Here is a 20,140-nt window from a genome sequence, read left to right as displayed (position 1 = left end):
GCTTCTGAGGCTTTAAGGAACATTCAGTTGAGAAATTATGGAAGAATCTCTCGCCGAGCTTGATAAGGCGGATTTGCGGCTTCTTCGCTTGCTGCAAAAGGACGGGCGCCTGTCCAACGCCGACCTCGCCGAAAAGGCCGGGCTATCGCCCGCCACGTGCCATCGGCGGGTGCGCGCACTCTTCGATCGTCGACTGGTCCGCGGTGTGCGCGCCGAGATTGCGCCTGAAAAGGTCGAGCGCGGAACCCTGGTGATGGTCGGTGTCGTTCTCGACCGCTCGACGCCGGAAAGCTTCTCGGCTTTCGAGACGGCGATCAAGGCTTTGCCCTTTGTACTCGACTGCCATCTGGTGGCCGGTGACTTCGACTATTTCCTCAAGATCAGGGTCCGGGACATCGCGGATTTCAACCGCCTGCACGGGCGCGAGCTTCTGGTCCTGCCGGGCGTGCGCCAGACCCGCACCTTCTTCGTCATGAAGGAAGTGATCGATAACGCGCCGCTGGATTTTTAGCCGGCAGGCCTCGGCCGGGGCCTTCATCGGCATCCTGCGGGTTTGACTTTTTCGCCGTTTTGGTGTTTGAGCCCGGAAATTCCGCGTTCGTGTCGTCCACGAGCCGCCGACCGGTGCCTGTCAGCGAGGCAGGATGCCGGAGGTCCCCATCCGCCAGCGAGTTTCGCCCGCGGATGCGTTTTGCGTTGGGCTGTCGAGCCCGGCGAGGTCCATCGGCGGTTTGCGTTCGGCGGCTCGGTGCCCCACCTTTCGGTGCGATACCGAAGGATGAAGCAAGGAAGCCTGATGTTCGATTCTCTGCAGGACCGCCTCGGGTCCATTCTGAACGGCCTCACCGGCCGCGGTGCGCTGTCCGAAAAGGACGTGAACGCCGCGCTGCGTGAGGTGCGTCGGGCGCTGCTGGAGGCCGACGTCGCGCTGGAGGTGGTGCGCGGCTTCACCGATCGCGTGCGCGAGAAGGCCGTCGGCGCGGAGCTTCTGAAGTCGATCAAGCCTGGCCAGATGGTCGTCAAGATCGTCCATGACGAGCTCGTCGCCACCCTGGGCGAGACCCAGGAGGCGATCGATCTCAATGCGCCGGCGCCGGTCGTTCTGATGATGGTCGGCCTGCAGGGCTCGGGCAAGACGACCACCTCGGCCAAGATCGCCAAGCGTTTGACGGAGCGCCAGCGCAAGAAGGTGCTGATGGCTTCGCTCGACACGCGCCGGCCGGCCGCGCAGGAGCAGCTCAAGGTCCTCGGCGAGCAGACCGATGTCGCGACGCTGCCGATCATCGACGGCCAGGACCCGGTGGCGATCGCCTCGCGCGCCACCCAGGCGGCCAGGCTCGGCGGCTATGACGTCGTCATTCTCGACACCGCCGGCCGCACCCATATCGACGAGCCGCTGATGGTGGAGATGGCCGAGATCAAGGCCAAATCCGCGCCGCACGAAATCCTGCTGGTCGCCGATAGCCTGACCGGCCAGGACGCCGTCAACCTCGCGCGCTCCTTCGACGAGCGGGTCGGAATCACCGGCATCGTCTTGACCCGCGTCGACGGCGACGGGCGCGGCGGCGCGGCGCTCTCCATGCGGGCCGTCACCGGCAAGCCGATCAAGCTGATCGGTACCGGCGAGAAGATGGATGCGCTGGAGGACTTCCATCCCTCGCGCATCGCCGACCGCATCCTCGGCATGGGCGACATCGTCTCCCTGGTGGAGAAGGCGGCGGAAAACATCGACGCGGAAAAGGCCGCGGCGATGGCCAAAAAGATGCAGTCGGGCAAGTTCGACATGAACGACCTCGCCGAGCAGATCCGCCAGATGCAGAAGATGGGCGGCATGGGCGGCCTGATGGGCATGATGCCCGGCATGGGCAAGATGAAGGATCAGATCGCCGCGGCCGGCCTCGACGACAAGATGTTCAAGCGCCAGCTCGCCATCATCTCGTCGATGACGCCGGGCGAGCGCAAGAATCCCGACCTGCTGAAGAACAGCCGCAAGAAGCGCATCGCTGCCGGCTCCGGCACCAGCCCTGCCGACATCAACAAGCTCTTGAAGATGCACCGCCAGATGGCCGACGTCATGAAGGCGATGGGCAAGGGCAAGGGCGGCATGATGGGCAAGATGATGAGCGGTCTGGCCGGCAAGATGGGCCTGCCCGGTGGCGGCATGCCCGGAATGGGGGGTATGCCGGACCTGTCCAAGATGGACCCCAAGGAACTCGAAGCCATGGCCAAGGCCGCCCAGGGCGGAGGCCTCCCTGGCATGCCGAAAGGATTGCCGGCGGGGCTCGGAGCGCCCGGCGGCTTCCCTGGCATGCCGGGCGGACGGATGCCCGGACTGCCGGGTCTGCCGGGGAAGAAGAAATAGGGGCTCAAGCGAGCTCCCGATCCACCACAGCAACGCAAAGACAAACCAACCAAGGACAATGCAATGCCCCTGAAAATGCGTCTCGCCCGTGCCGGCTCCAAGAAGCGGCCCTATTACCACATCGTCGTCGCCGACGCCCGCAGCCCGCGCGACGGCCGCTTCATCGAGCAGGTCGGCGCCTGGAACCCGATGCTGCCGAAGGATGCCGAGCGCGTCACCCTGAAGGAAGAGCGCATCAAGCATTGGCTCGGCGAAGGCGCTCAGCCGACCGATCGCGTTCTGCGCTTCCTCGACCAGGCGGGCATCGCCAACCGTCCGGCGCGCTCGAATCCGAAGAAGGCCGAGCCCGGCAAGAAGGCGCAGGAGCGTCTCGCCGAGAAGAAGCAGCGTGAGGAAGACGCCAGGGCTGCGGCCGAGGCGGCTGCCGCCGAGCCGGCGGACGGCGAGGCTGCGGCATAAGATCGCTGCATCGAACGATTAAAGAGCGCTGCTTCGGCGGCGCTCTTTTTGTATCAATCTTTACGAAAGCGCTACGCCCTCTGGTTTATCCTGTTGACTGATTATCGGGCAAAGTGTCTACCTGCAGCCCCTGTCCGGCTGAGGTATTCGGAGATCGATGCATGGAAACAGGTGGTCGCGACGCATTGGATCTGGCGGCAGCCATTTCCGGCGGTCCGGACGATTTCTTCGAGTTGTCGCCCGTGCCTCTGTGGCTGGAGGATTTCAGCGGCGTCAAGCGGTTGTTCGAGGCGTGGCGCGCCGCCGGCGTCGAGGACCTGCGCTCCCATCTTCTGGCCGACGCCGAGCGCGTCGCCGCCTGCTCCCGCTCGATCAAGGTGATTACCGTCAACCGCCGGACGCTCGATCTCTTCGAGGCCGACGACGTCGCCCAGCTCGTCGGCGGTCTCGACCGGGTGTTTCGCGACGATATGCTGGCCACCCACATCGAAGAGCTTTCGCAGCTCTGGGAAGGACGCGCCGAATTCGTCGGCTTGGCCGCCAACTATACGCTGTCCGGCCGGCGCCTCGATGTCCAATTGAAGGGGCGGATCCTGCCCGGTCACGCGGACGATTGGAGCCGCGTTCTCGTCTCCACCGAAGACGTCACCTCGCGCGAGACGGCCCGCCGCAATCTGGTGATCAGCGAGCAGTTCGCGCGCGGCCTGTTCCAGCATTCGCCGGTTTCGCTGTGGGTCGAAGATTTCAGCGCCGTCAAGGAGCTGATGGACGGCGCGCGTGCCGGCGGCATCGTCGACTTCCAGACCTTTCTCGACGTCCACCCCGAATTCATCCGACGTTGCATGAGCGAGATAAGGGTGATGGAGGTCAATCAGCAGACGCTCGACCTGTTCTCCGCCTCCGACACCGATCACCTGATCAGCAATCTCGACCAGGTCTTCCGCGGCGCGATGGAGTCGAATTTCAAGGAGCAGCTGATCGACCTGTGGAACGGCAAGCTGTTCCAGCAGCGCGAGGTGGTGAACTACACATTGAACGGCGAAGAGCTGTGCCTGCACATGCAGTTCTCGGTGCTTCCCGGCTACGAGCGCAACTGGTCGCTGGTCCAGGTGGCGCTGACCGACATCACCGCGCGCAAGAAGGCCGAAGCCTATCTGGAATATCTCGGCAAGCACGACGTTCTGACCAAGCTGCACAATCGCTCGTTCTTCGTCGACGAGCTCAACCGCCTGGAACGCAAGAACATGGCGCCCGTCGCCATCGTCATCGCCGATCTCAACGGGCTGAAGCAGGCCAACGACACGCTTGGCCATGCCGCCGGCGACGAGCTGCTGCGGCGCGCCGGAGAGGTGCTGCAAAAGGCGGTGATCAAGCCCTATTCGGTGGCGAGAATCGGCGGCGACGAATTCGCGGTGGTGATGCCGGGCGTCAGTGAAGACGAGGTCAACGACATGATCGACGCGATCGAGCAGCTCGTGGAGATCAACAACCGGTTCTACTCGGAGCCGGCGTTGAGCTTTGCCGTCGGCGCGGCGATCGCCGGACCGGGCGAACGTCTGGAGGATGCGGCCAAGCGGGCCGACGAACGGATGTACGACGTCAAGCGGCTGCACTATGCCGAGCCGGGCGTGGAACGGCAGGAGCGCCGCCCCGGCAACATCGGCCGTCCCATGGCGTGACGGCGACGGAGCGCCGGCGGCCGCTTTCGACACTTCCGGGTTGACGCACGGCGCCGGCTTGCGCAGAGGGGAGACGATGCCGAGGCGCGGCCGTTGTCCGCGGCTTCGGCGAATTCAGTCCTCCATCCGCGCGAGCGCCGTCCGTGTCCGATAAAACGCCCCCCTCTCATCCCGTCCTCCTTGGCGTCGTCGGCGGCGCCCATGGCATCAAGGGCGAGGTGCGGGTGCGCTCCTTCACCGACGAACCGACCGGCATCGGCGCTTACGGCCCGCTCTACGACGAGGACGGGCGCCGTTATTCCGTCGTGTCGGCGCGGGAGCAGAAGTCCGTCGTCGTCGTCCGTTTCGCCGAAATCGGCGACCGCAATCAGGCCGAAGCGCTCAACGGGCGCGAACTCTTCGTCGACCGCTCGGCGCTGCCGGCCGAAGACGACGACGAATTCTACCAGGCCGATCTCATCGGCATGGCGGCCGAGACGGTGGCGGGCGAACCGGTGGGAACGGTCGTCGCCTTCCACGATTTCGGCGCCGGCGACGTGATCGAGATCGCGCCGGAAGGCGGCGCCACCGTGATGGTCCCCTTTTCCGAGGCCGCCGTGCCCGAGATCGACGCGGAGCGGGGCGTTCTCGTGGTCGAACCGGTGGCGGCCGGTCTCGTCGATGCCGAAGAGGCGGATGACGGTGCCCGGCGCGAGGAGGATCGATGAGCTTTCGCGCCACCGTCCTCACCCTCTACCCGGAGATGTTTCCTGGCCCGCTCGGCGTTTCGCTCGCCGGCCGGGCGTTGGAGCGCGGCGATGCCGGGCTGGAGACGGTTCAGATCCGCGACTTCGGCATCGGCCGCCATCGCATGGTCGACGACACGCCCTCCGGCGGCGGTCCCGGCATGGTCATGCGCGCCGACGTGCTGGCCCGCGCCATCGACCATGCGGCGCCAGCGGAGGACCGTCGTCCGAAGCTCTTGATGTCGCCGCGCGGCCGGCCGCTGACCCAGTCGCGGGTGCGCGAGCTTGCGGCCGGTGAAGGGGCGGTGATCGTCTGCGGCCGCTTCGAGGGCGTCGATGAGCGAGTGATCGAAGGACGGAGCCTCGAGGAGATCTCGGTTGGCGACTACGTGCTTTCGGGCGGCGAAATGGCGGCGATGGTCCTGCTCGACGCGGTGATCCGGCTGCTGCCGGGGGTGATGGGCAACGTCGCCTCGGGCGAGACCGAAAGCTTCGAGACAGGCCTCCTGGAGCACCCGCATTATACCCGTCCCGCCGAATGGGAAGGGCGGTCGATCCCCGCCGTTCTCACCTCCGGCGACCACGGTGCGGTGGAGCGCTGGCGTCTGGCCGAGGCGGAACGGATCACGCGCGAGAGGCGCCCGGACCTTTTGCCCGATCGCTCGTGACACTTGGTGTGAGACCGTCCAAACGAAACGGTCCGGGGCGATAGGGCCCCAGACCGTTCCCATTCCGTTGAGCGGCAATGCGCCGTCAGATGAAGAGCTCCTTGAGGCCGTGTCTCTGACGGCCGCCGATCACCGCCGCCACGGCTGCGACGAAGGCGCCGATCACCATCGAGAGGGCCGTCAGCAGGGAGGCTCCGGAGGCCGCGGCACGGGCATCGTCCGCCGCCTGCTTGGCCTGCTGCTTGGCGTCGTCGATCTGGGCGAGGACGGTATCGACCCGCGCCTGCGCGTCGGGCTCGGACAGGCCGGATTCACGGCTGACCAGTTGAGCCAGATATTGCCTGTCTTCGTCGCTGACGGTGCCAGCCAGCGCATCGTGCGACAAGATCCGAACGGCTTCCGCACGAACGTCGGCATCGTCGTTCGGCGCTGTGGAGCCTGCAGGCGCCCGGAACAGCATGTCGGTGAAGTAGCCGATCGCATCGTCGTCATCGGATGCTGCGGCGTTGGCCCCCGCGGTGACGCCCGCCTGCGCCGCGCCGCCGGCGACGGTCGACGCCGCCTGCACGCCGCCCGATATCACTGCCGCCACACCGGACGACAGCAGCCAAACGACGGCGATGGTGGCGAGAGCCCAGCTCATGAAGCCATGGGCCGTATCGCGGAAGTAGATTTCATCGGAGTAGTCGTCGGCCCAGCGGGTCCGAAGCCGACCGGTCAGATAGCCGCCGAAGGCAGCGGAGAGCCATTGAACCAGAACCAGCCATATGGCCGCCGAGACCGCGAAGCCCGTGGCGCTGACGCCGTCGCCGGAGAACGGCGAAACGACCGACAGCCCGATGCCCGAGCCGAGCACCAGGAGAACGAGAGTGAGAGCGGTCGCGGCCACGGCTCCGACGAAGATAGCCGCCCAGGACACCGCGCTGTCGCTTGATTCGAGGCGCGGTTCGACCACCGCAACCGGATCGACGAGGGTGCTCATGGTCTAGTGCCAGAACAACAGGATGAGAATGATGACGGGGATCGGCACGCCGAGCAGCCAAAGAAGAACTCCACGACCCATGACTCTGTCCTCAACAGGGTTTCGATCCGCGGAAACAGCGCGATTGGTCGCTTAGTTCCTCAACCGGAATTTTAGCCGTCAAACCATCGGGTTGCCGCCGGCCGGACGGGCGGCGCGGTTGGCCTAAAGGTTGGACGGGCGCGGAGCATGAGGCTTCGTTTCGGCACTCGACAAAGCGACTTGGGCCGTGTAAGGGAACCCCCGATTTCCTCAGAATAACCTGACCGTATCAACGGCCATGACCGGCCGGCCCAGGCCAGACCGGCATGAAACGAATTGAGGCTCTGCCATGACGATCATTTCCGAGCTCGAGGCCGCCGAGGCCGCCCGTGTCGAGGCGATGCGCACCATCCCGACTTTTTCTCCCGGCGACACCGTGCGCATTAACGTGCGCGTGACCGAGGGCGCCCGTACGCGCGTCCAGGCTTATGAGGGCGTGTGCATCGCGCGCAGCGGCTCGGGCCTGCAGGAGAACTTTACGGTGCGCAAGATCTCCTACGGCGAAGGCGTGGAACGCGTCTTCCCGGTCTATTCGCCGATGCTGGAATCGGTCGAGGTCGTGCGGCGTGGCCGGGTGCGCCGCGCCAAGCTGTATTATCTGCGCGACCGCCGCGGCAAGTCGGCGCGTATCGCCGAAGCCACCAACGTGCGGGCCCGCAAGCTCAACGACGAGGCGCGCCAGGTTGCCGCCACGGCCCGCGCCGAGGCCGAAGCTCAGAAGAACGCGGCCAAGGAAGCCGCGGCCCAGGAGGCCCAGGCCGAATAGGCCCACCGTCCGATCGGTGGATCCGGTTTCGAAAAGGCGGCCTCCGGGCCGCTTTTGTCGTTTTGGAGCTTCGCAAGGGCGAAGGGGAGAAACGGAAATGACCCAGCATTTCACCGCAGCCAACCGTGCCAACTGGGATGAGCGGGCTGATCTCCACGCCACCGACACCACCGGCAGCTACCGGATCGCCCAGGTACTGGCCGGCGGCTCCAGCCTCCATGAAATCGAGGTTTCGGAGATCGGCGACGTCACCGGGCTCGATATCGTCCATCTGCAGTGCCACATCGGCCTCGACACGCTGTCGCTGAAGCATCTGGGCGCCAGGAGCGTCACCGGTCTCGACTTCTCGCCCAGGGCCCTGGCTGCCGCCCGCGACTTCGCCGCGGGGGCCGGCACCGAGGCCCGCTTCGTCGAGGCCTCGCTCTACGATGCGCCGATGGCGCTCGGCGCGACCTATGATCTGGCCTTCGTGACCTGGGGGGCGATCTGCTGGCTGCCCGACCTCGCGCGCTGGGCCGAGGTGATCGCCGCCGTGCTTCGTCCGGGCGGTCGTCTCTACCTGCTCGAAGGCCATCCGGAGATGAATCAGATGGAGTGGCGGGACGGCCGGTTCCATGTCGCCTATGACTGGATGTCGCCGGCGGGAGGGCCGCAGGCCTGGGACGAGGCGACCACCTACACCGGCGACGAGCGCAAGCTCGTCAACACCCGCTGCTACGAGTGGTTTCATCCCGTCGGCCAGATCGTGACCGCCGTGCTGGATGCCGGGCTCCGGCTCGACTTCCTGCACGAGCACGACCGCATTGCCTGGCGGGCGTTTCCGGACATGGTGGAGGTGGGCGAAGACCTCTTCGCAATGCCGGAGGGCACGACGAAAATCCCGATGGCGCTGTCACTGGGCGCGACCAAGCCCGTCTGAGCAGGCTGCGCCGAGACTTCTCAGTCTTCGGAACGGTCGTAGGCCCAGTTCGGACGGGTGAACAGGCCGCCGTCGACGAACAGCGTCTGGCCGGTGACGAAGTCCGCCTGATCTCCGGCCAGGAACAGCACCGCACGGGCGATATCGGCGGGCTGTCCGACCCGCCCGAGCGGCGTGACCGCGCCCCAGCGTTCGGCATAGTCGGGGCTTTCCCGGCGGGTGCGCTCCAACTCGACGGCTCCGGGCGCCACGCAGTTCACGCGAATACGGTAAGGACCGAGTTCGACGGCGGCGGCCTTGGTGAACTGCTCGATGCCGCCCTTGGAGGCGGTGTAGTCGACGAGCTGGGGGAAGGGGACCTTGTTGCTGCCCGATCCGATGTTGACGATCGATCCCGGTCGATCGTGCTCGACCATCAGCTGCGCGGCGCGTTGGGTGACGAGGAAGCAGCCCTTCAGGTTGATCCGAATCACCCGGTCCCAATCGTCTTCCGCCAAGTCCAGCAAGGGCGACCACGTCTGAACGCCGGCATTGTTGACGACCAGCGTCGGCACGGTCTGGAACCGCGCCACCGTCTCGTCGAAGAAGCGCAGCACGTCCGGCTTCGAGCCGACATCGCAGGCTGCATAGAAGCCTTCGCGTCCAGAGGCCTCGATGCGCTCGACCACCGGCGTGGCATCGGTGATGTCGGCGATGGCGACGTTCCAGCCATTGTCCGCCAGCGCCAGGGCAATCGCCTGGCCGATGCCGCCGCTGGCACCGGTGACCACGGCAAGCTTCGCTTTCTCGTCCGACATCCCAGCCTCCCTATTCGCAGCCGATCCCCGATGCCTGCTATAGCGCAGTGTTTTCAGGGGAATGGAAGACAGAACCTTCGTGGCGGCGCCGATGTCGCATCCGACGAGCGGAGACGGGACGGGCGAGGTACGCTGGCTCCCCCGTCGGCGAGGACGGCCGGCGGCCCTATCGCGCGGTGACTTCGGTGTCGAAGGCGCGCTTCTCCGGTTCGGTCGCGGCTTTCCAGCCCCACTGGATGCCGGCCCACAGCCGTTCGTGCACCAGATAGGTGCAGAAGCCGAGGAGACAGGAGACGGCCGCCAGTGCACCGCCGGAGGTGAGGGAGCCGGTGAACAGGTAACCCAGGACCGACATGGACAGGAGACCGAGCAGCTGCCACGAGACGGCTTTGGCGAGGCTCCGAGCGCGGGTTTCCATGTCCCTGTTCCTCTGTTTTTGGCCGAATCGATCCGAGCGGCACACACGGTGCCGCGCGATCGGATCGGCGGGTTGAAAGACGTGTCGCGGCGCAAATCGGCGCCGGCGATCGTTAGGCTGAGCAACTTCTAACGCCGCGCCGTTCGGGCGGGAATCCTGGAAATTTCCATGACGACGGTCACGGATTTGGAATTTTGCATAAATTCGTGATAAACATCACCAAATATGGACAAGCGCGACCGATCACGATTGTTTCGCGAACGGCTGGCCGAGGCAATGGCGGCCGCCAGCGTCACCAAGAGCGCCTTGGCTCGCGCCATTGCCGCGGATCGCTCGACCGTGTCCCTGATCCTCTCCTCCGACGAGGGCCGACTGCCGAATGCCCAGTTCGCGGCCGAATGTGCCAGCGCCCTCAACGTCTCCTGCGACTGGCTGCTCGGCCTGACCGATCGCAAGGAGCGTGGGGCGGATATGCTGCAGGCGGCGATGCGCATCGAGGAGGCGGCGCGTTCGCCGTCCGACGAGTCGATCTTCCGCTGGCATCAGGAGGCGCGCGGCTACAAGATCCGGCACGTGCCGGCGACGTTGCCGGACATGCTGAAGTCCGAAGCGGTCCTGCACTTCGAGTATGGCGACTTTCTCGGGCGCACCTCGGACCAGGCCGTCGCCGACATGCGCGACCGGCTGGCCTATTTGCAGGCGCCGGACACGGACTACGAGATCGCCATGCCGATCGATGCGCTCCAGAGCTTCGCGGCGGGGCGCGGCTATTGGGAGGGGCTTTCGGTAGACGAGCGCAAAGCCCAGCTCGACCGCATGCGGCAGCTGACCGAGGAACTCTATCCCTCGCTGCGGCTCTATCTGTTCGACCGCAAGAAAGTGTTTTCCTCGCCGGTGACGATCTTCGGACCACTGCAGGCGACCGTCTATGTCGGGCGTTTCTATCTGGCCTTTCGCGAGCGCCGCCAGGTGCTGGAGCTGACGCGCCACTTCGACGGGCTGGTGCGCGAGGCCGATTTCGAGGCCAAGCACACGCCGCGCTTCATCGAGACGTTGGAGGTGCCCGAGTAGGGGCCGGTCGGATCCATCCGGGATTGCGGCATACGGAACGGATCGCCACGGCGCACCGGGCACCTCCGTCAATTTTCAGCCAATTCAGCCAATTCAACCGTTTCCAGGGGTGACGATCGCCGCGCCACCACGGCTTCCAGGTCGTCCGTGTGGCGCGTTCCCCACTCGCACAGCTGAACGAGCGCTTCGGCCAAGCTGTGGCCGAAGTCGGTGAGCGAATATTCCACCTTCGGCGGGATCTCGCCATGGTCGACGCGGTTGATGATGCCGTCGGCCTGCAACTCCTTGAGCTGTTGGATCAGCACCTTGTCGCTCACCCGCCCGACGGCGCGGCGCAGCTCGCCGTAACGTCGCGTCCTGTGCATGAGATGAAACAGGATCAGCGGTTTCCATTTGCCGCCCAACACGAACAGCACCGCCTCGAGGCCGCAGGTAAATGGGCTCGTCAATTTTTGCTCCGTCTTTCTAGGCACTTACCAAATGGTGCATACTGGAATGAATGATAGCTCATCCATAGCTCGACCTCATCACTGCAAATGAGGTTTGTGATGGGAAAGTTGGAACAGAAGATTGCGGTCGTCACCGGCGGCAGCACCGGGATCGGACTGGCGACCGCCAAACGGTTCGCCACCGAGGGCGCTCACGTCTACATCACGGGACGCCGGCAGGAGGAACTCGATAAGGCGGCCGAGGAACTCGGCTCGCAGGTGACCGCCGTTCAAGGCGACGTTTCGCGGCTGGAGGATCTCGACCGGCTGTTCGAGACGGTGCGCGCCAAGCACGGCCGCATCGACGTGCTGTTCGCCAATGCCGGGCTCGGCCGGCTGGAGCCGCTCGGCCAGATCACGGAAGACTCCTTCGATCTGACCTTCGGCGTGAACGTGAAGGGCACCGTCTTCACCGTGCAGAAGGCTCTGCCGCTCATGGGGCCCGGAGGGTCCATCATCATGACCGGTTCGACCACCGGGGTGATGGGAACGCCGGCCTTTAGCATCTATAGCGCGACCAAGGCGGCGATCCGCAACCTCGCGCGCAGCTGGGCGCTGGACCTGAAAGGAACCGGCATTCGCGTCAATGTTCTGTCGCCGGGCGCCACGGAGACCCCGGGTTTGCGTGGTGTCGCGGAAGTGGGCGGTGAAGCCGTGTACGAAGCCTTGATCGCCTCAACGCCGCTGGGGCGGATCGCCGATGCCGCCGATGTCGCCGCCGTCGCTCTCTTCCTCGCTTCGGACGAAAGCGTAGTCATGACCGGAAGCGAAGTCTTTGCCGACGGTGGCCTGGCTCAGGTCTGAGCGAGGCTAGCGGACCATTTCATCGGTCCTTGAAGGCGGCCGGCCAGTAAACCGGCCGTCTTTCCCTGTTGGTCGCGCGGAGACGGTCGCAGGAGGGAACGGGCCTCCAAGCGCTGGCCGGCTCGATCACCGCACGGGCGATTCCCGCAGCCCGTTGAACGTGTCCGAATGAACTCGATCGATATCGCAGCGCGCCACGCGTCAGGGAGCGTCAGACCGAATCCGGCGCGTCCAGCGCCGCTGCCTGTGCGCGCACCATCAGCGCGCGGACTCGCAAGTCGAGCGCATCGCGGCGGGCGGAGGACGTCTCCTCGCAGAAGCCCCAACCGGCGTAGCCGTTGGCGAGCTCCCACAGTCGATCCGCTTCCTGGTCGAACGCACGAGCCGACCGCATCCAAAGCTCAGCATTGCTCGACGACAGCCCGGCCATTCCGCACCCTTTCACCACGAGCCGCAAGGTTAACACGAAGCGTTTTGGGAGGAAGCGGCACGGGATCGGTTTCCTGGGGAAAAGGCGTTGCGAACGGTTCGCGCGGAACCTGCCGAAATGCCGGCGCTGGGTGATCTCGACGGCCGTCCCGAGCCGGCGCACCCGTTATGCTTCGCATGGCGATCGCAGTCGTCATTTCCGACTTCAGTAGTTACCTAAGTACATGATGAATTTGGAAAATTTCTTGCCAGTCTTAACCAAAACTTAACATCCGAATGGATGCCGGTAATCGTATATGCGAATATCGATTTACTGAAAAAGTTCGTTAAAATTTGAGGATTCGAACATGCCCTCGGAAAGTGTGGAAGACATGAATGCTGCTATCGGTGAGATTCTTCAGAACGAATTTCCGAGGAACTACAGCAGCGACACGAAGCGCAACTTGAAGCCGGTGGTCGATAACAAGCCGACAAGCAGCCCGCGTCTTCCGCGCCAGATTCCGGGAGGTTTCGGCACCCTTGGCGACGATCTCGATCGCCGTGCCCGGGATTGGCGCAACATGGTTCGCGTTCTGGAGCAGCAACGCCCCCAGCTCGAACTGGCCGAATCCGAGCACGAACGACTTTACGAAGCACTCGCCCGCGTGGTGCCGGAAGTCCAGGAGACAGGCCGGCAGCTCAGGACGATGATCGAAAACGCCACGAATGGTGAAATGACGGGCGATCTGGCGGGGCAGTTCAACAAGAGCCTCGGCGCGCTGGACAAGCTGGAAAGCGTGGCCGAGACGCTGACGAGCAACCTTCTCTTCATCCGTTCGACTTGGGAGCAGTACGCCCGTTCCGCCCTGCAGGCCCAAAAGATGCGTGAAGAACTCAAGTAGGCCGTCGAGGCCGGTCGAGCCGGTGGATCGATCGCCACCGTCCTCGCCCCTTCAAGACCGATGGCGGAGAGAGACGGACCGGCGGCATCATTGACGGGGTTGACTGCCGACCGGTTCATCTGCCTTTCGGCCTCGTTGTCGAGAGACCCCATGCGGTCGGCTGGATGGTGATGTAAGCTCACGGCAGGTTCGTGGCCGATCGTGCTTTGCCGTGCGGCTCGGCGCGAGGCCGACCAGCTTCGGAGGTTCACCTGTCTGTCGACGATTTGGCTCTCGCCGATGCCTTGCTTGCGGCGATCGAGACCCACATTGTGCCCCTGACGCGCGAAGGCGTCGCCAAGGGCAACAAGCTGTTCGGAGCCGCGATCTTGCGGAAGGCCGATCTGTCGCTGGTGCTGGCCGCCACCAACAACGAGATGGAGAATCCGCTCTGGCATGGCGAAATGCACGCCATCAAGCGGCTCTACGAACGGCCCGCGCACGAGCGCCCCGATCCGAAGGATTGCATTTTTCTCGCCACGCACGAGCCGTGCTCGCTCTGCCTGTCGGCGATCACCTGGGCGGGTTACGACAACTTCTATTATCTGTTCTCGCACCAGGACAGCCGCGACGCCTTCGCCATCCCGCACGACATCCGCATCCTGCGCGAAGTCTTTCAACCCCCCTCGATGCCTGACGATGCACCGCTCTACAATCGCCGTAACGCCTTCTGGACGGGGCGGTCGATCGCCTCGCTGGCCGATGAACGCGATCCCGCGCCCGAGGTTGAGGCGTTGCGCCATCGGATGAAAGCGCTCGGGCGCGTCTACGAAGAGCTGTCCGAGGCCTATCAGGCCGGCAAGGCGGGCAACGCCATTCCGCTTTCTTGAGCGAATAGGGAGCGGCCGGCGGCCGTTACCGTGCGGCTTCCCCGGATGGCCGAGACTTAGATGCCCCCACCGGCGCTGACCTGGCCGGCGTCGGGCACGTGCAGACCGCATTCCTTCCTGGCCTCGTCCTCCCACCACCAGCGGCCGGCGCGCTCCGGCTCTCCGGGCTTGATGGCGCGGGTGCAGGGCGCGCAGCCGATGGACAGGAAGCCCTTGGCATGAAGCGCGTTCACCGGCACGCCATTGTCCTCGTTGAAGACCTTGATGCGATCCCGGCTCCAGTCGAACAGCGGGTTGGCCTTGATGAGCTGGCGCTGGGGGTCGAAGCTCACGAAGTCCATCCCCTGCCGGTTGGCGGACTGGTCGGCTCTCAGCCCTGTCACCCAGCCGGTGGCCCCTTCCAGCGCGCGCTTGAGCGGCTCGACCTTGCGCACGCCGCAGCAGGCGTGTCGCATGTCCGAGCCGAAGTAGAACCCGTCGATCCCCTGATCCTCGATCAGCGCCTCGAGAGCATCGGCCTGCGGATATTTCGCCCGGATGCGACGGCCGTATTTCTCCTCCGTCTCGCGCCACAGCGCGTAGGTCTCGGGAAACAGGCGGCCGGTGTCGAGTGTCACCACCTCGATCGGCAGCGCGTTCCTGAAGATCAGATGGGTCAGCATCTGATCTTCCAGGCCGAGGCTGGTGGTGAACACCAGTCGGCCTTTGACGGCGTCGGCCAGCCGCGTCAGGCGGCCGAGCGGCGTCAGATCCGCGAATTCCGCATCGAGCGTCTGCGACAGCAATTGGATGTCGTGGATCATTGCGGGGCCTCCTTTCGCGCCGCCAGGCGCTTTTGCAGGATGCTCTGGTCGGAACCGTAGCCCGACTGATAATGCGCCCCGATCAGATCCTTGGCCGTCAGCCATTGCTCGACCGGCTGGCGCGCCGCATGAGTGTCCGGCAGATGAACCTCGTCGAAGCCGCAGGCCAGAAGGTCGGCGAACTGGTCGGCGATCACCGGACCCGATGCGCGAATCCGCCCGGCAAAGCCGGCGCGCCGAAGCTTCTTGGCGAGCGACAGCCCGCGTCCGTCGGAAAACCCCGGAAATTCGATGGCGATCAGGTCGGCGGCCGCGAAATAGGGTTCGACCGCGTCGATCGCCGTGTCGTTCGATATCGACAGGCCGAGCTTCTCGTTGCGGCGTGCCTCGACCGCCGCTTGCGCGAAGGCCAGCGGCACGATGACCGGGCCTTGCGCCTCGGCCAGCGCTTCGGCCGCCTCGATGCGGCTATAGATGTCCTCGGCTTCGCCGTCCGGCGTGATCAGCGTCATTCCGCCGGCTCCTTTGCGCTCGCCGCGTCCTCGGCGACATAGGCCGAAAAGCCCGCCTTGAACGGCGCGAGGCCGGCGCGCCGCACGGTATCGATGAAGGTTTCGCCGACCCGCCGTTCGCTGCGGTAGACGTCGACGATCGCCTGGATGGCGCCGGGCACGTCCTCGCCGTCGATGCCGGGGCCGAGGCGCTCGCCCAGCGCCGCCGCTTCCGTCGCATCGCCGCCGAGCGTGATCTGGTAGTTTTCCTTGCCGCCCTTCTCCAGGCCCAGGATGCCGATATGGCCGACATGATGGTGGCCGCAGGCATTGATGCAGCCGGAGATCTTGATCTGCAGCGGTCCGATCTCGCGCTGATCCTCCTCGTCGGCGAAGGTCTTGGCGATGTCCTGCGCGATCGGGATCGAGCGCGCCGTGGCGAGCGCGCAATAGTCGAGGCCGGGGCAGGCGATGATGTCGGTGACCAGCCCGGCATTGGCCGTGGCAAGCCCCGCCTGCTTCAGCGCGGCGAAGACCGCCGGCACGTCGTCCTGCTTCACATGCGGCAGCACGAGATTCTGTGCATGGGTGATCCGCAGCTCGTCGAAGGAATAGCGCTCCGCAATGTCGGCGAAAGCGCGCATCTGACCCACCGTCATGTCGCCCGGCACGCCGCCCACCGGCTTCAGCGAGACGGTCAGCGCGATATAGCCCGGCTGGCGGTGGACGAAGCCGTTCTGACGAACGAAGGCGTCGAGCGCGGGGTCGGCGGCGCGCGCCTGATCGAGACCGAACGAGACGGACGGCAGCTCGTCATAGGCTGGCGGCGCGAAATAGGCGGCGATGCGCTCGACCTCTTCGGCCGGCGCATTGATCGTCGGCCCGTCGAGCTTGGCATATTCTTCGTCGACGCGGCGGATGAACTCCTCGGCGCCGATCTCGTGCACCAGGATCTTGACCCGCGCCTTGTACTTGTTGTCACGCCGGCCCTCGGAGTTGTAGACCCGCATGACCGCTTCGAGATAGGCGAGCAACTCTTCCCTCGGCAGGAATTCCCGGATGACCTTGCCGATCATCGGGGTGCGGCCGAGCCCGCCGCCGACGATCACCTGATAGCCGATCGCACCGGTCTCGGGATGCCGGCGCACCTGCAGCCCGATGTCGTGTACCTTGATCGCCGCGCGATCGTGCTCGGCACCGGTGACGGCGATCTTGAACTTGCGCGGCAGCCAGCCGAACTCCGGATGCAGGCTCGACCATTGCCGGATCAGCTCGGCGGTCGGACGCGGATCCTCCACCTCGTCGGCCGCGACGCCCGCGAACTGGTCGGCGGTGACGTTGCGGATGCAGTTGCCCGAGGTCTGAATGCAGTGCATCTCGACGTCGGCCAAAAGCCCGAGGATCTCCGGCACGTCCTTCAGCTTCGGCCAGTTGAACTGCAGGTTCTGCCGGGTGGTGAAGTGACCGTAGCCCTTGTCGTAGGTCTCGGCGATGTGGGCGAGCTGCCGCAGCTGGCGCCCGTTTAGCGTGCCGTAGGGCACGGCGATGCGCAGCATATAGGCGTGGAGCTGCAAATAGAGACCGTTCTTCAGCCGGAGCGGCTTGAACTCGTCCTCGGTGAGCGACCCGTCGAGCCGGCGCGCCACCTGGGAGCCGAACTCAGCCACCCGGTCGCGCACGAAGCGTTCGTCGAACTCGTCATAGCGATACATGAGCGGTGTCCTTTCGCGCGAGGGCAGGGCGCGGCATTGTTGGCCGGCTCACGAGGCGGTCTTGAAATCGGCCTGCTTGCCGATGTTCGGATGGACAGTCGGCCCGCGCTGGCGGATCGCCTCGCGAATATGGCGGGCGATCGGATGGCCTGCCGCATCGATCTCGACCGGCACGAGATAGGGGTCGACGACGCTGTTGGCCGCCGCCGCCGCGGCGCCCTCGGCCTGCATCAGCTCGGCGGCTTCCGCGTCGAAGGCGATGCGCGCCGCCGCCGGATCCAGCGTCCAGCCGTCTGCCGCGAGGTAGACGACGTCGCCCTCCAGAAGATGGTTGGCGCTCAGGATCACCGGAAGCGCGGGTCCCTTGCCCTTCTTTGCGTCTGCCGCCATGCCGCCTCCAGAAAAATCATAGGCCGCACTTCGCGGCCATCGACAGGTCCTTCAAAGATAGGCCGGCCAGCGGCGCGGCGCGGCGGCACCGGTTTCCTTGTCGCGGGCGCGCCGGAAACATTTTGCTGCGGCGCGCCGTTTGTGGAGTGCATTGTTCCGGTCGGCGGGCGACACAGGCCGGTGATCGCCCGACCCGGTCCGCTTCGGGGTCGATCTGACGCAGCCGAGAGGCGCTTGGCAGAAGCCGGCGCAGGCCCTATGCCAGAGCGCGACGGGAGGCAACCAACGGCGCATGCGCCGGATTGAAGGATGATCCATCAGATGGAAGACACCGCCTCCGCCTCGTTCGATCGCGACGCCGCCGTTTCCGCCTTTCTTGCCGCGCGCGAGACCCGGACGTGGCTGACGGCGCTGCCCGAAGGCTCCAAGCCGCAGACCGCCGGGCAGTCCGAGGCCATCCGCGACGAGATCGTGCGCCGGCTGGGCGCGGTGGCGGCATGGAAGGTGGGCGCGGCGTCCGCCGAGGCGACCCCGTTCCGCGGTGCGATCAACCCGTCGACCCTGTTCGTCGACACCACCTCACTGCCGGCGAATGTCTTCAATCTCATCGGCGTCGAGGCCGAGATCGCCGTCCGTTTCGCCAAGGATCTTCCGGCCCGCGAGGCGCCCTATGGCAAGGACGAGGTCCTGGCGGCGATCGGCTCGGTTCATCCGGCCTTCGAGATCTGCGACACCCGATTCGCGCAGTGGGCCTCCCAGGAGCCGCTCAGCCATCAGGCCGATCAGCTCAATCATGGTGCGCTGATCATCGGCGCGGCGGGTGCCATGACGCCTGCGAGCCTGGCGGACCACGATTTCGGTGCCCAGCCGGTCGTTCTCGAACTGAACGGCGAGACAGCGGTAGACAAGGCCGGCGGCAATGTTGCCGTCGACCTCGTGCGGCTGCTGGTCTGGATGGCCAACGAGGGCGCCCGCGCCTTCGGCGGGCTCAAGGCCGGCCAATACGTCACCACCGGCTCCTACACCGGCACGATCTTCGTCGAGCCGGGCACCCGGGCGCGCGCCGAGTTTTCCGGCATCGGCGCCATCGAGTTGACGCTGACGGCCTAAACGAAGAACTCTCCGGTCCAACGGCGCGGTGCGGCGTGGTTCGCCCTCCGCGCCACGGCTGACAGCCGCCCCGTTGGCGTGGAGACGCAGGCCGGCAACAGATCACGCTTCGCAGGTAAGGACTGATGGTCGACTGGGACAAACTGCGCATTTTCCATGCCGCCGCGCGCGCGGGCAGCATCACGCGGGCGGCCGACGGCCTGCTCATGAGCCAGTCGGCGGTCAGCCGGCAGGTGAGCGCGCTGGAGGAGGAACTGGGGGCGCCGCTGTTCCACCGCCATGCGCGCGGCCTGATCCTGACCGAACAGGGCGAGACGCTGTTCCAGGCCGCCGAGGAGATGACGCTGCGTCTGGAAGATGCGCAGGGCAAGCTGTCGGACATCCGCGACAGGCCGTCCGGCTCGCTCCGGATCACCACCACGGTGGGCATCGGCTCCACCTGGCTCACCGAGCGCCTGCCGGAGTTCATCGAGCTCTACCCGGACGTCCATCTGGAGCTGCTGCTCGACGATTCGGAGCTCGATCTTCGGATGCGCGAGGCCGACGTCGGCATCAGGCTGCGCACGCCGACCCAGCCCGAACTGGTGCAGCGCAAGCTGTTCACCATGCATTTTAGGATCTATGCGGCGCCCTCCTATCTGGAGCGTTTCGGCACGCCGACCAAGCCGGACGACCTCGACGCCCACCGCATCGTCACCTTCGGCGCCAACGCGCCCGCCTATCTGCGCGAGATGAACTGGCTGGAGGTCGCCGGGCGCGACTATGGCGACGCGCGCGTGCCGGCGCTCCGCGTCAACAGCCTGGTCGGCATCCGCTACGCCGTGCAGCGCGGCCTCGGCATCGGGCTCTTGCCCGACTACATGGTCGAGCACGATTCCGGCCTGGTGCCGCTGATCCCCGACCTCGACCTGCTGACCTACGACGTCTACTTCGTCTACCCCGACGAACTGCGCAACTCCGCCCGCCTCAAGGTTTTTCGCGACTTCCTAGTCGAAAAGGCGCGCCGCTGGGAATATTGAGCTGGCGACGAATGGTCGGGCGGCGGTGACGGGCCGACTGCGGACTGTCCGGTTCTGGCGGAAAAACTCAGGAAGCCGCCGTTCGGCAACCGTGAAGAGTTTCGGGCGCCGGCAGGCGTACGAAAGTCCCCGAGGAAGGAACCCGCGGGCCACAGTCGATGGCTATGGGGATTTCGATCTGCGGTCGATGTCGGCGATGGCGCGGCCGTCGCTGGAA

22 protein-coding genes and 1 pseudogene are annotated in these 20,140 nt (G+C 65.6%); 14 read left to right on the top strand and 9 right to left on the bottom strand.

From position 1 onward, the window contains the following. Positions 1-37: 37 nt before the first annotated feature. From SMD10_RS20995 to trmD, 6 genes are all read left to right on the top strand, one after another. Positions 38-511, top strand: a complete 474-nt coding sequence (locus SMD10_RS20995) for an Lrp/AsnC family transcriptional regulator (RefSeq protein ID WP_331687699.1) — start codon at positions 38-40, stop codon at positions 509-511. Positions 512-796: 285 nt separating this feature from the next. Then, positions 797-2,362 (top strand): signal recognition particle protein, encoded by a 1,566-nt coding sequence (gene ffh, locus SMD10_RS20990; protein ID WP_331687698.1) that lies wholly within the window; start codon positions 797-799, stop codon positions 2,360-2,362. A gap of 63 nt (positions 2,363-2,425) precedes the next feature. After that, positions 2,426-2,821 (top strand): 30S ribosomal protein S16, encoded by a 396-nt coding sequence (gene rpsP / locus SMD10_RS20985; RefSeq protein WP_331687697.1) that lies wholly within the window; start codon positions 2,426-2,428, stop codon positions 2,819-2,821. 161 nt (positions 2,822-2,982) lie between these two features. After that, entirely contained in the window at positions 2,983-4,500 is a 1,518-nt protein-coding gene (locus SMD10_RS20980; RefSeq protein WP_331687696.1) for a GGDEF domain-containing protein, read from the top strand. A gap of 143 nt (positions 4,501-4,643) precedes the next feature. Then, a complete protein-coding gene (gene rimM / locus SMD10_RS20975) occupies positions 4,644-5,207 on the top strand; it encodes a ribosome maturation factor RimM (protein WP_331687695.1) in 564 nt (187 codons plus the stop codon). Then, a complete protein-coding gene (gene trmD, locus SMD10_RS20970; RefSeq protein WP_331687694.1) occupies positions 5,204-5,893 on the top strand; it encodes a tRNA (guanosine(37)-N1)-methyltransferase TrmD in 690 nt (229 codons plus the stop codon). The genes rimM and trmD overlap by 4 nt, the downstream gene beginning before the upstream one ends. 85 nt (positions 5,894-5,978) lie before the next feature. Here the strand turns inward: trmD and SMD10_RS20965 are convergent, their stop codons facing one another. After that, positions 5,979-6,875 carry a hypothetical protein gene (locus tag SMD10_RS20965; RefSeq protein WP_331687693.1) on the bottom strand — a complete coding sequence of 299 codons (897 nt, stop codon included), beginning with the start codon at positions 6,873-6,875 and terminating at the stop codon, positions 5,979-5,981. A gap of 370 nt (positions 6,876-7,245) precedes the next feature. Between SMD10_RS20965 and rplS the strand changes: the two are divergent. Together rplS and SMD10_RS20955 are read left to right on the top strand one after the other, a co-directional pair. Continuing rightward, positions 7,246-7,719 (top strand): annotated as a pseudogene (gene rplS / locus SMD10_RS20960) (50S ribosomal protein L19); the annotation flags it as partial. Positions 7,720-7,819: 100 nt separating this feature from the next. Next, positions 7,820-8,641, top strand: a complete 822-nt coding sequence (locus tag SMD10_RS20955; RefSeq protein WP_331687691.1) for a class I SAM-dependent methyltransferase — start codon at positions 7,820-7,822, stop codon at positions 8,639-8,641. Between the two features lie 20 nt (positions 8,642-8,661). Here the strand turns inward: SMD10_RS20955 and SMD10_RS20950 are convergent, their stop codons facing one another. Further along, positions 8,662-9,438 carry an SDR family NAD(P)-dependent oxidoreductase gene (locus SMD10_RS20950; protein ID WP_331687690.1) on the bottom strand — a complete coding sequence of 259 codons (777 nt, stop codon included), beginning with the start codon at positions 9,436-9,438 and terminating at the stop codon, positions 8,662-8,664. A gap of 166 nt (positions 9,439-9,604) precedes the next feature. Further along, positions 9,605-9,856, bottom strand: a complete 252-nt coding sequence (locus tag SMD10_RS20945; protein WP_331687689.1) for a DUF2061 domain-containing protein — start codon at positions 9,854-9,856, stop codon at positions 9,605-9,607. Between the two features lie 225 nt (positions 9,857-10,081). On the opposite strand from SMD10_RS20945, the gene SMD10_RS20940 reads away from it, so the two are divergent. Continuing rightward, positions 10,082-10,927, top strand: a complete 846-nt coding sequence (locus SMD10_RS20940; protein WP_331687688.1) for a transcriptional regulator — start codon at positions 10,082-10,084, stop codon at positions 10,925-10,927. A gap of 68 nt (positions 10,928-10,995) precedes the next feature. Here SMD10_RS20940 and SMD10_RS20935 read toward each other — a convergent pair whose 3' ends face one another. After that, positions 10,996-11,376, bottom strand: coding sequence for a winged helix-turn-helix transcriptional regulator (locus tag SMD10_RS20935; protein WP_331687687.1), 381 nt, complete (start codon positions 11,374-11,376; stop codon positions 10,996-10,998). A 99-nt stretch (positions 11,377-11,475) separates the two neighbouring features. Here SMD10_RS20935 and SMD10_RS20930 point away from each other — a divergent pair, with 99 nt between their 5' ends. After that, on the top strand, positions 11,476-12,219 hold the full coding sequence (locus tag SMD10_RS20930) for an SDR family NAD(P)-dependent oxidoreductase (protein WP_432757289.1): 744 nt from the start codon (positions 11,476-11,478) through the stop codon (positions 12,217-12,219). A 211-nt stretch (positions 12,220-12,430) separates the two neighbouring features. Here the strand turns inward: SMD10_RS20930 and SMD10_RS20925 are convergent, their stop codons facing one another. Further along, a complete protein-coding gene (locus SMD10_RS20925) occupies positions 12,431-12,811 on the bottom strand; it encodes a hypothetical protein (protein WP_331687685.1) in 381 nt (126 codons plus the stop codon). 199 nt (positions 12,812-13,010) lie between these two features. Here SMD10_RS20925 and SMD10_RS20920 point away from each other — a divergent pair, with 199 nt between their 5' ends. After that, positions 13,011-13,529 (top strand): hypothetical protein, encoded by a 519-nt coding sequence (locus tag SMD10_RS20920; RefSeq protein ID WP_331687684.1) that lies wholly within the window; start codon positions 13,011-13,013, stop codon positions 13,527-13,529. Positions 13,530-13,780: 251 nt separating this feature from the next. Next, on the top strand, positions 13,781-14,398 hold the full coding sequence (locus SMD10_RS20915) for a nucleoside deaminase (protein WP_331687714.1): 618 nt from the start codon (positions 13,781-13,783) through the stop codon (positions 14,396-14,398). A 56-nt stretch (positions 14,399-14,454) separates the two neighbouring features. Here SMD10_RS20915 and SMD10_RS20910 read toward each other — a convergent pair whose 3' ends face one another. Genes SMD10_RS20910 through SMD10_RS20895 form a run of 4 tightly spaced genes read right to left on the bottom strand, consistent with a single transcriptional unit; the run spans position 14,455 to position 17,794 of the window. Next, complete coding sequence (locus tag SMD10_RS20910) at positions 14,455-15,201, bottom strand: phosphoadenylyl-sulfate reductase (RefSeq protein WP_331687683.1); 747 nt, start codon at positions 15,199-15,201, stop codon at positions 14,455-14,457. Then, a complete protein-coding gene (locus tag SMD10_RS20905) occupies positions 15,198-15,713 on the bottom strand; it encodes a DUF934 domain-containing protein (protein WP_331687682.1) in 516 nt (171 codons plus the stop codon). The genes SMD10_RS20910 and SMD10_RS20905 overlap by 4 nt, the downstream gene beginning before the upstream one ends. After that, on the bottom strand, positions 15,710-17,404 hold the full coding sequence (locus tag SMD10_RS20900; protein ID WP_331687681.1) for a nitrite/sulfite reductase: 1,695 nt from the start codon (positions 17,402-17,404) through the stop codon (positions 15,710-15,712). Before SMD10_RS20900 ends, SMD10_RS20905 begins: the two co-directional genes overlap by 4 nt. A 48-nt stretch (positions 17,405-17,452) precedes the next feature. After that, complete coding sequence (locus SMD10_RS20895; protein ID WP_331687680.1) at positions 17,453-17,794, bottom strand: DUF2849 domain-containing protein; 342 nt, start codon at positions 17,792-17,794, stop codon at positions 17,453-17,455. A 321-nt stretch (positions 17,795-18,115) separates the two neighbouring features. On the opposite strand from SMD10_RS20895, the gene SMD10_RS20890 reads away from it, so the two are divergent. Then, positions 18,116-18,904 (top strand): 2-keto-4-pentenoate hydratase, encoded by a 789-nt coding sequence (locus SMD10_RS20890; protein ID WP_331687679.1) that lies wholly within the window; start codon positions 18,116-18,118, stop codon positions 18,902-18,904. A 125-nt stretch (positions 18,905-19,029) separates the two neighbouring features. Then, positions 19,030-19,923: a LysR family transcriptional regulator gene (locus SMD10_RS20885; RefSeq protein ID WP_331687678.1), complete on the top strand. Its 894-nt coding sequence runs from the start codon at positions 19,030-19,032 to the stop codon at positions 19,921-19,923. The last annotated feature ends 217 nt before the right edge of the window (positions 19,924-20,140 follow it).

Origin of the sequence: Consotaella aegiceratis, assembly GCF_036541425.1 — a bacterium.
Classification (GTDB): domain Bacteria; phylum Pseudomonadota; class Alphaproteobacteria; order Rhizobiales; family Rhizobiaceae; genus Consotaella; species Consotaella aegiceratis.
This window is presented reverse-complemented; position numbering and strand designations above follow the sequence as displayed.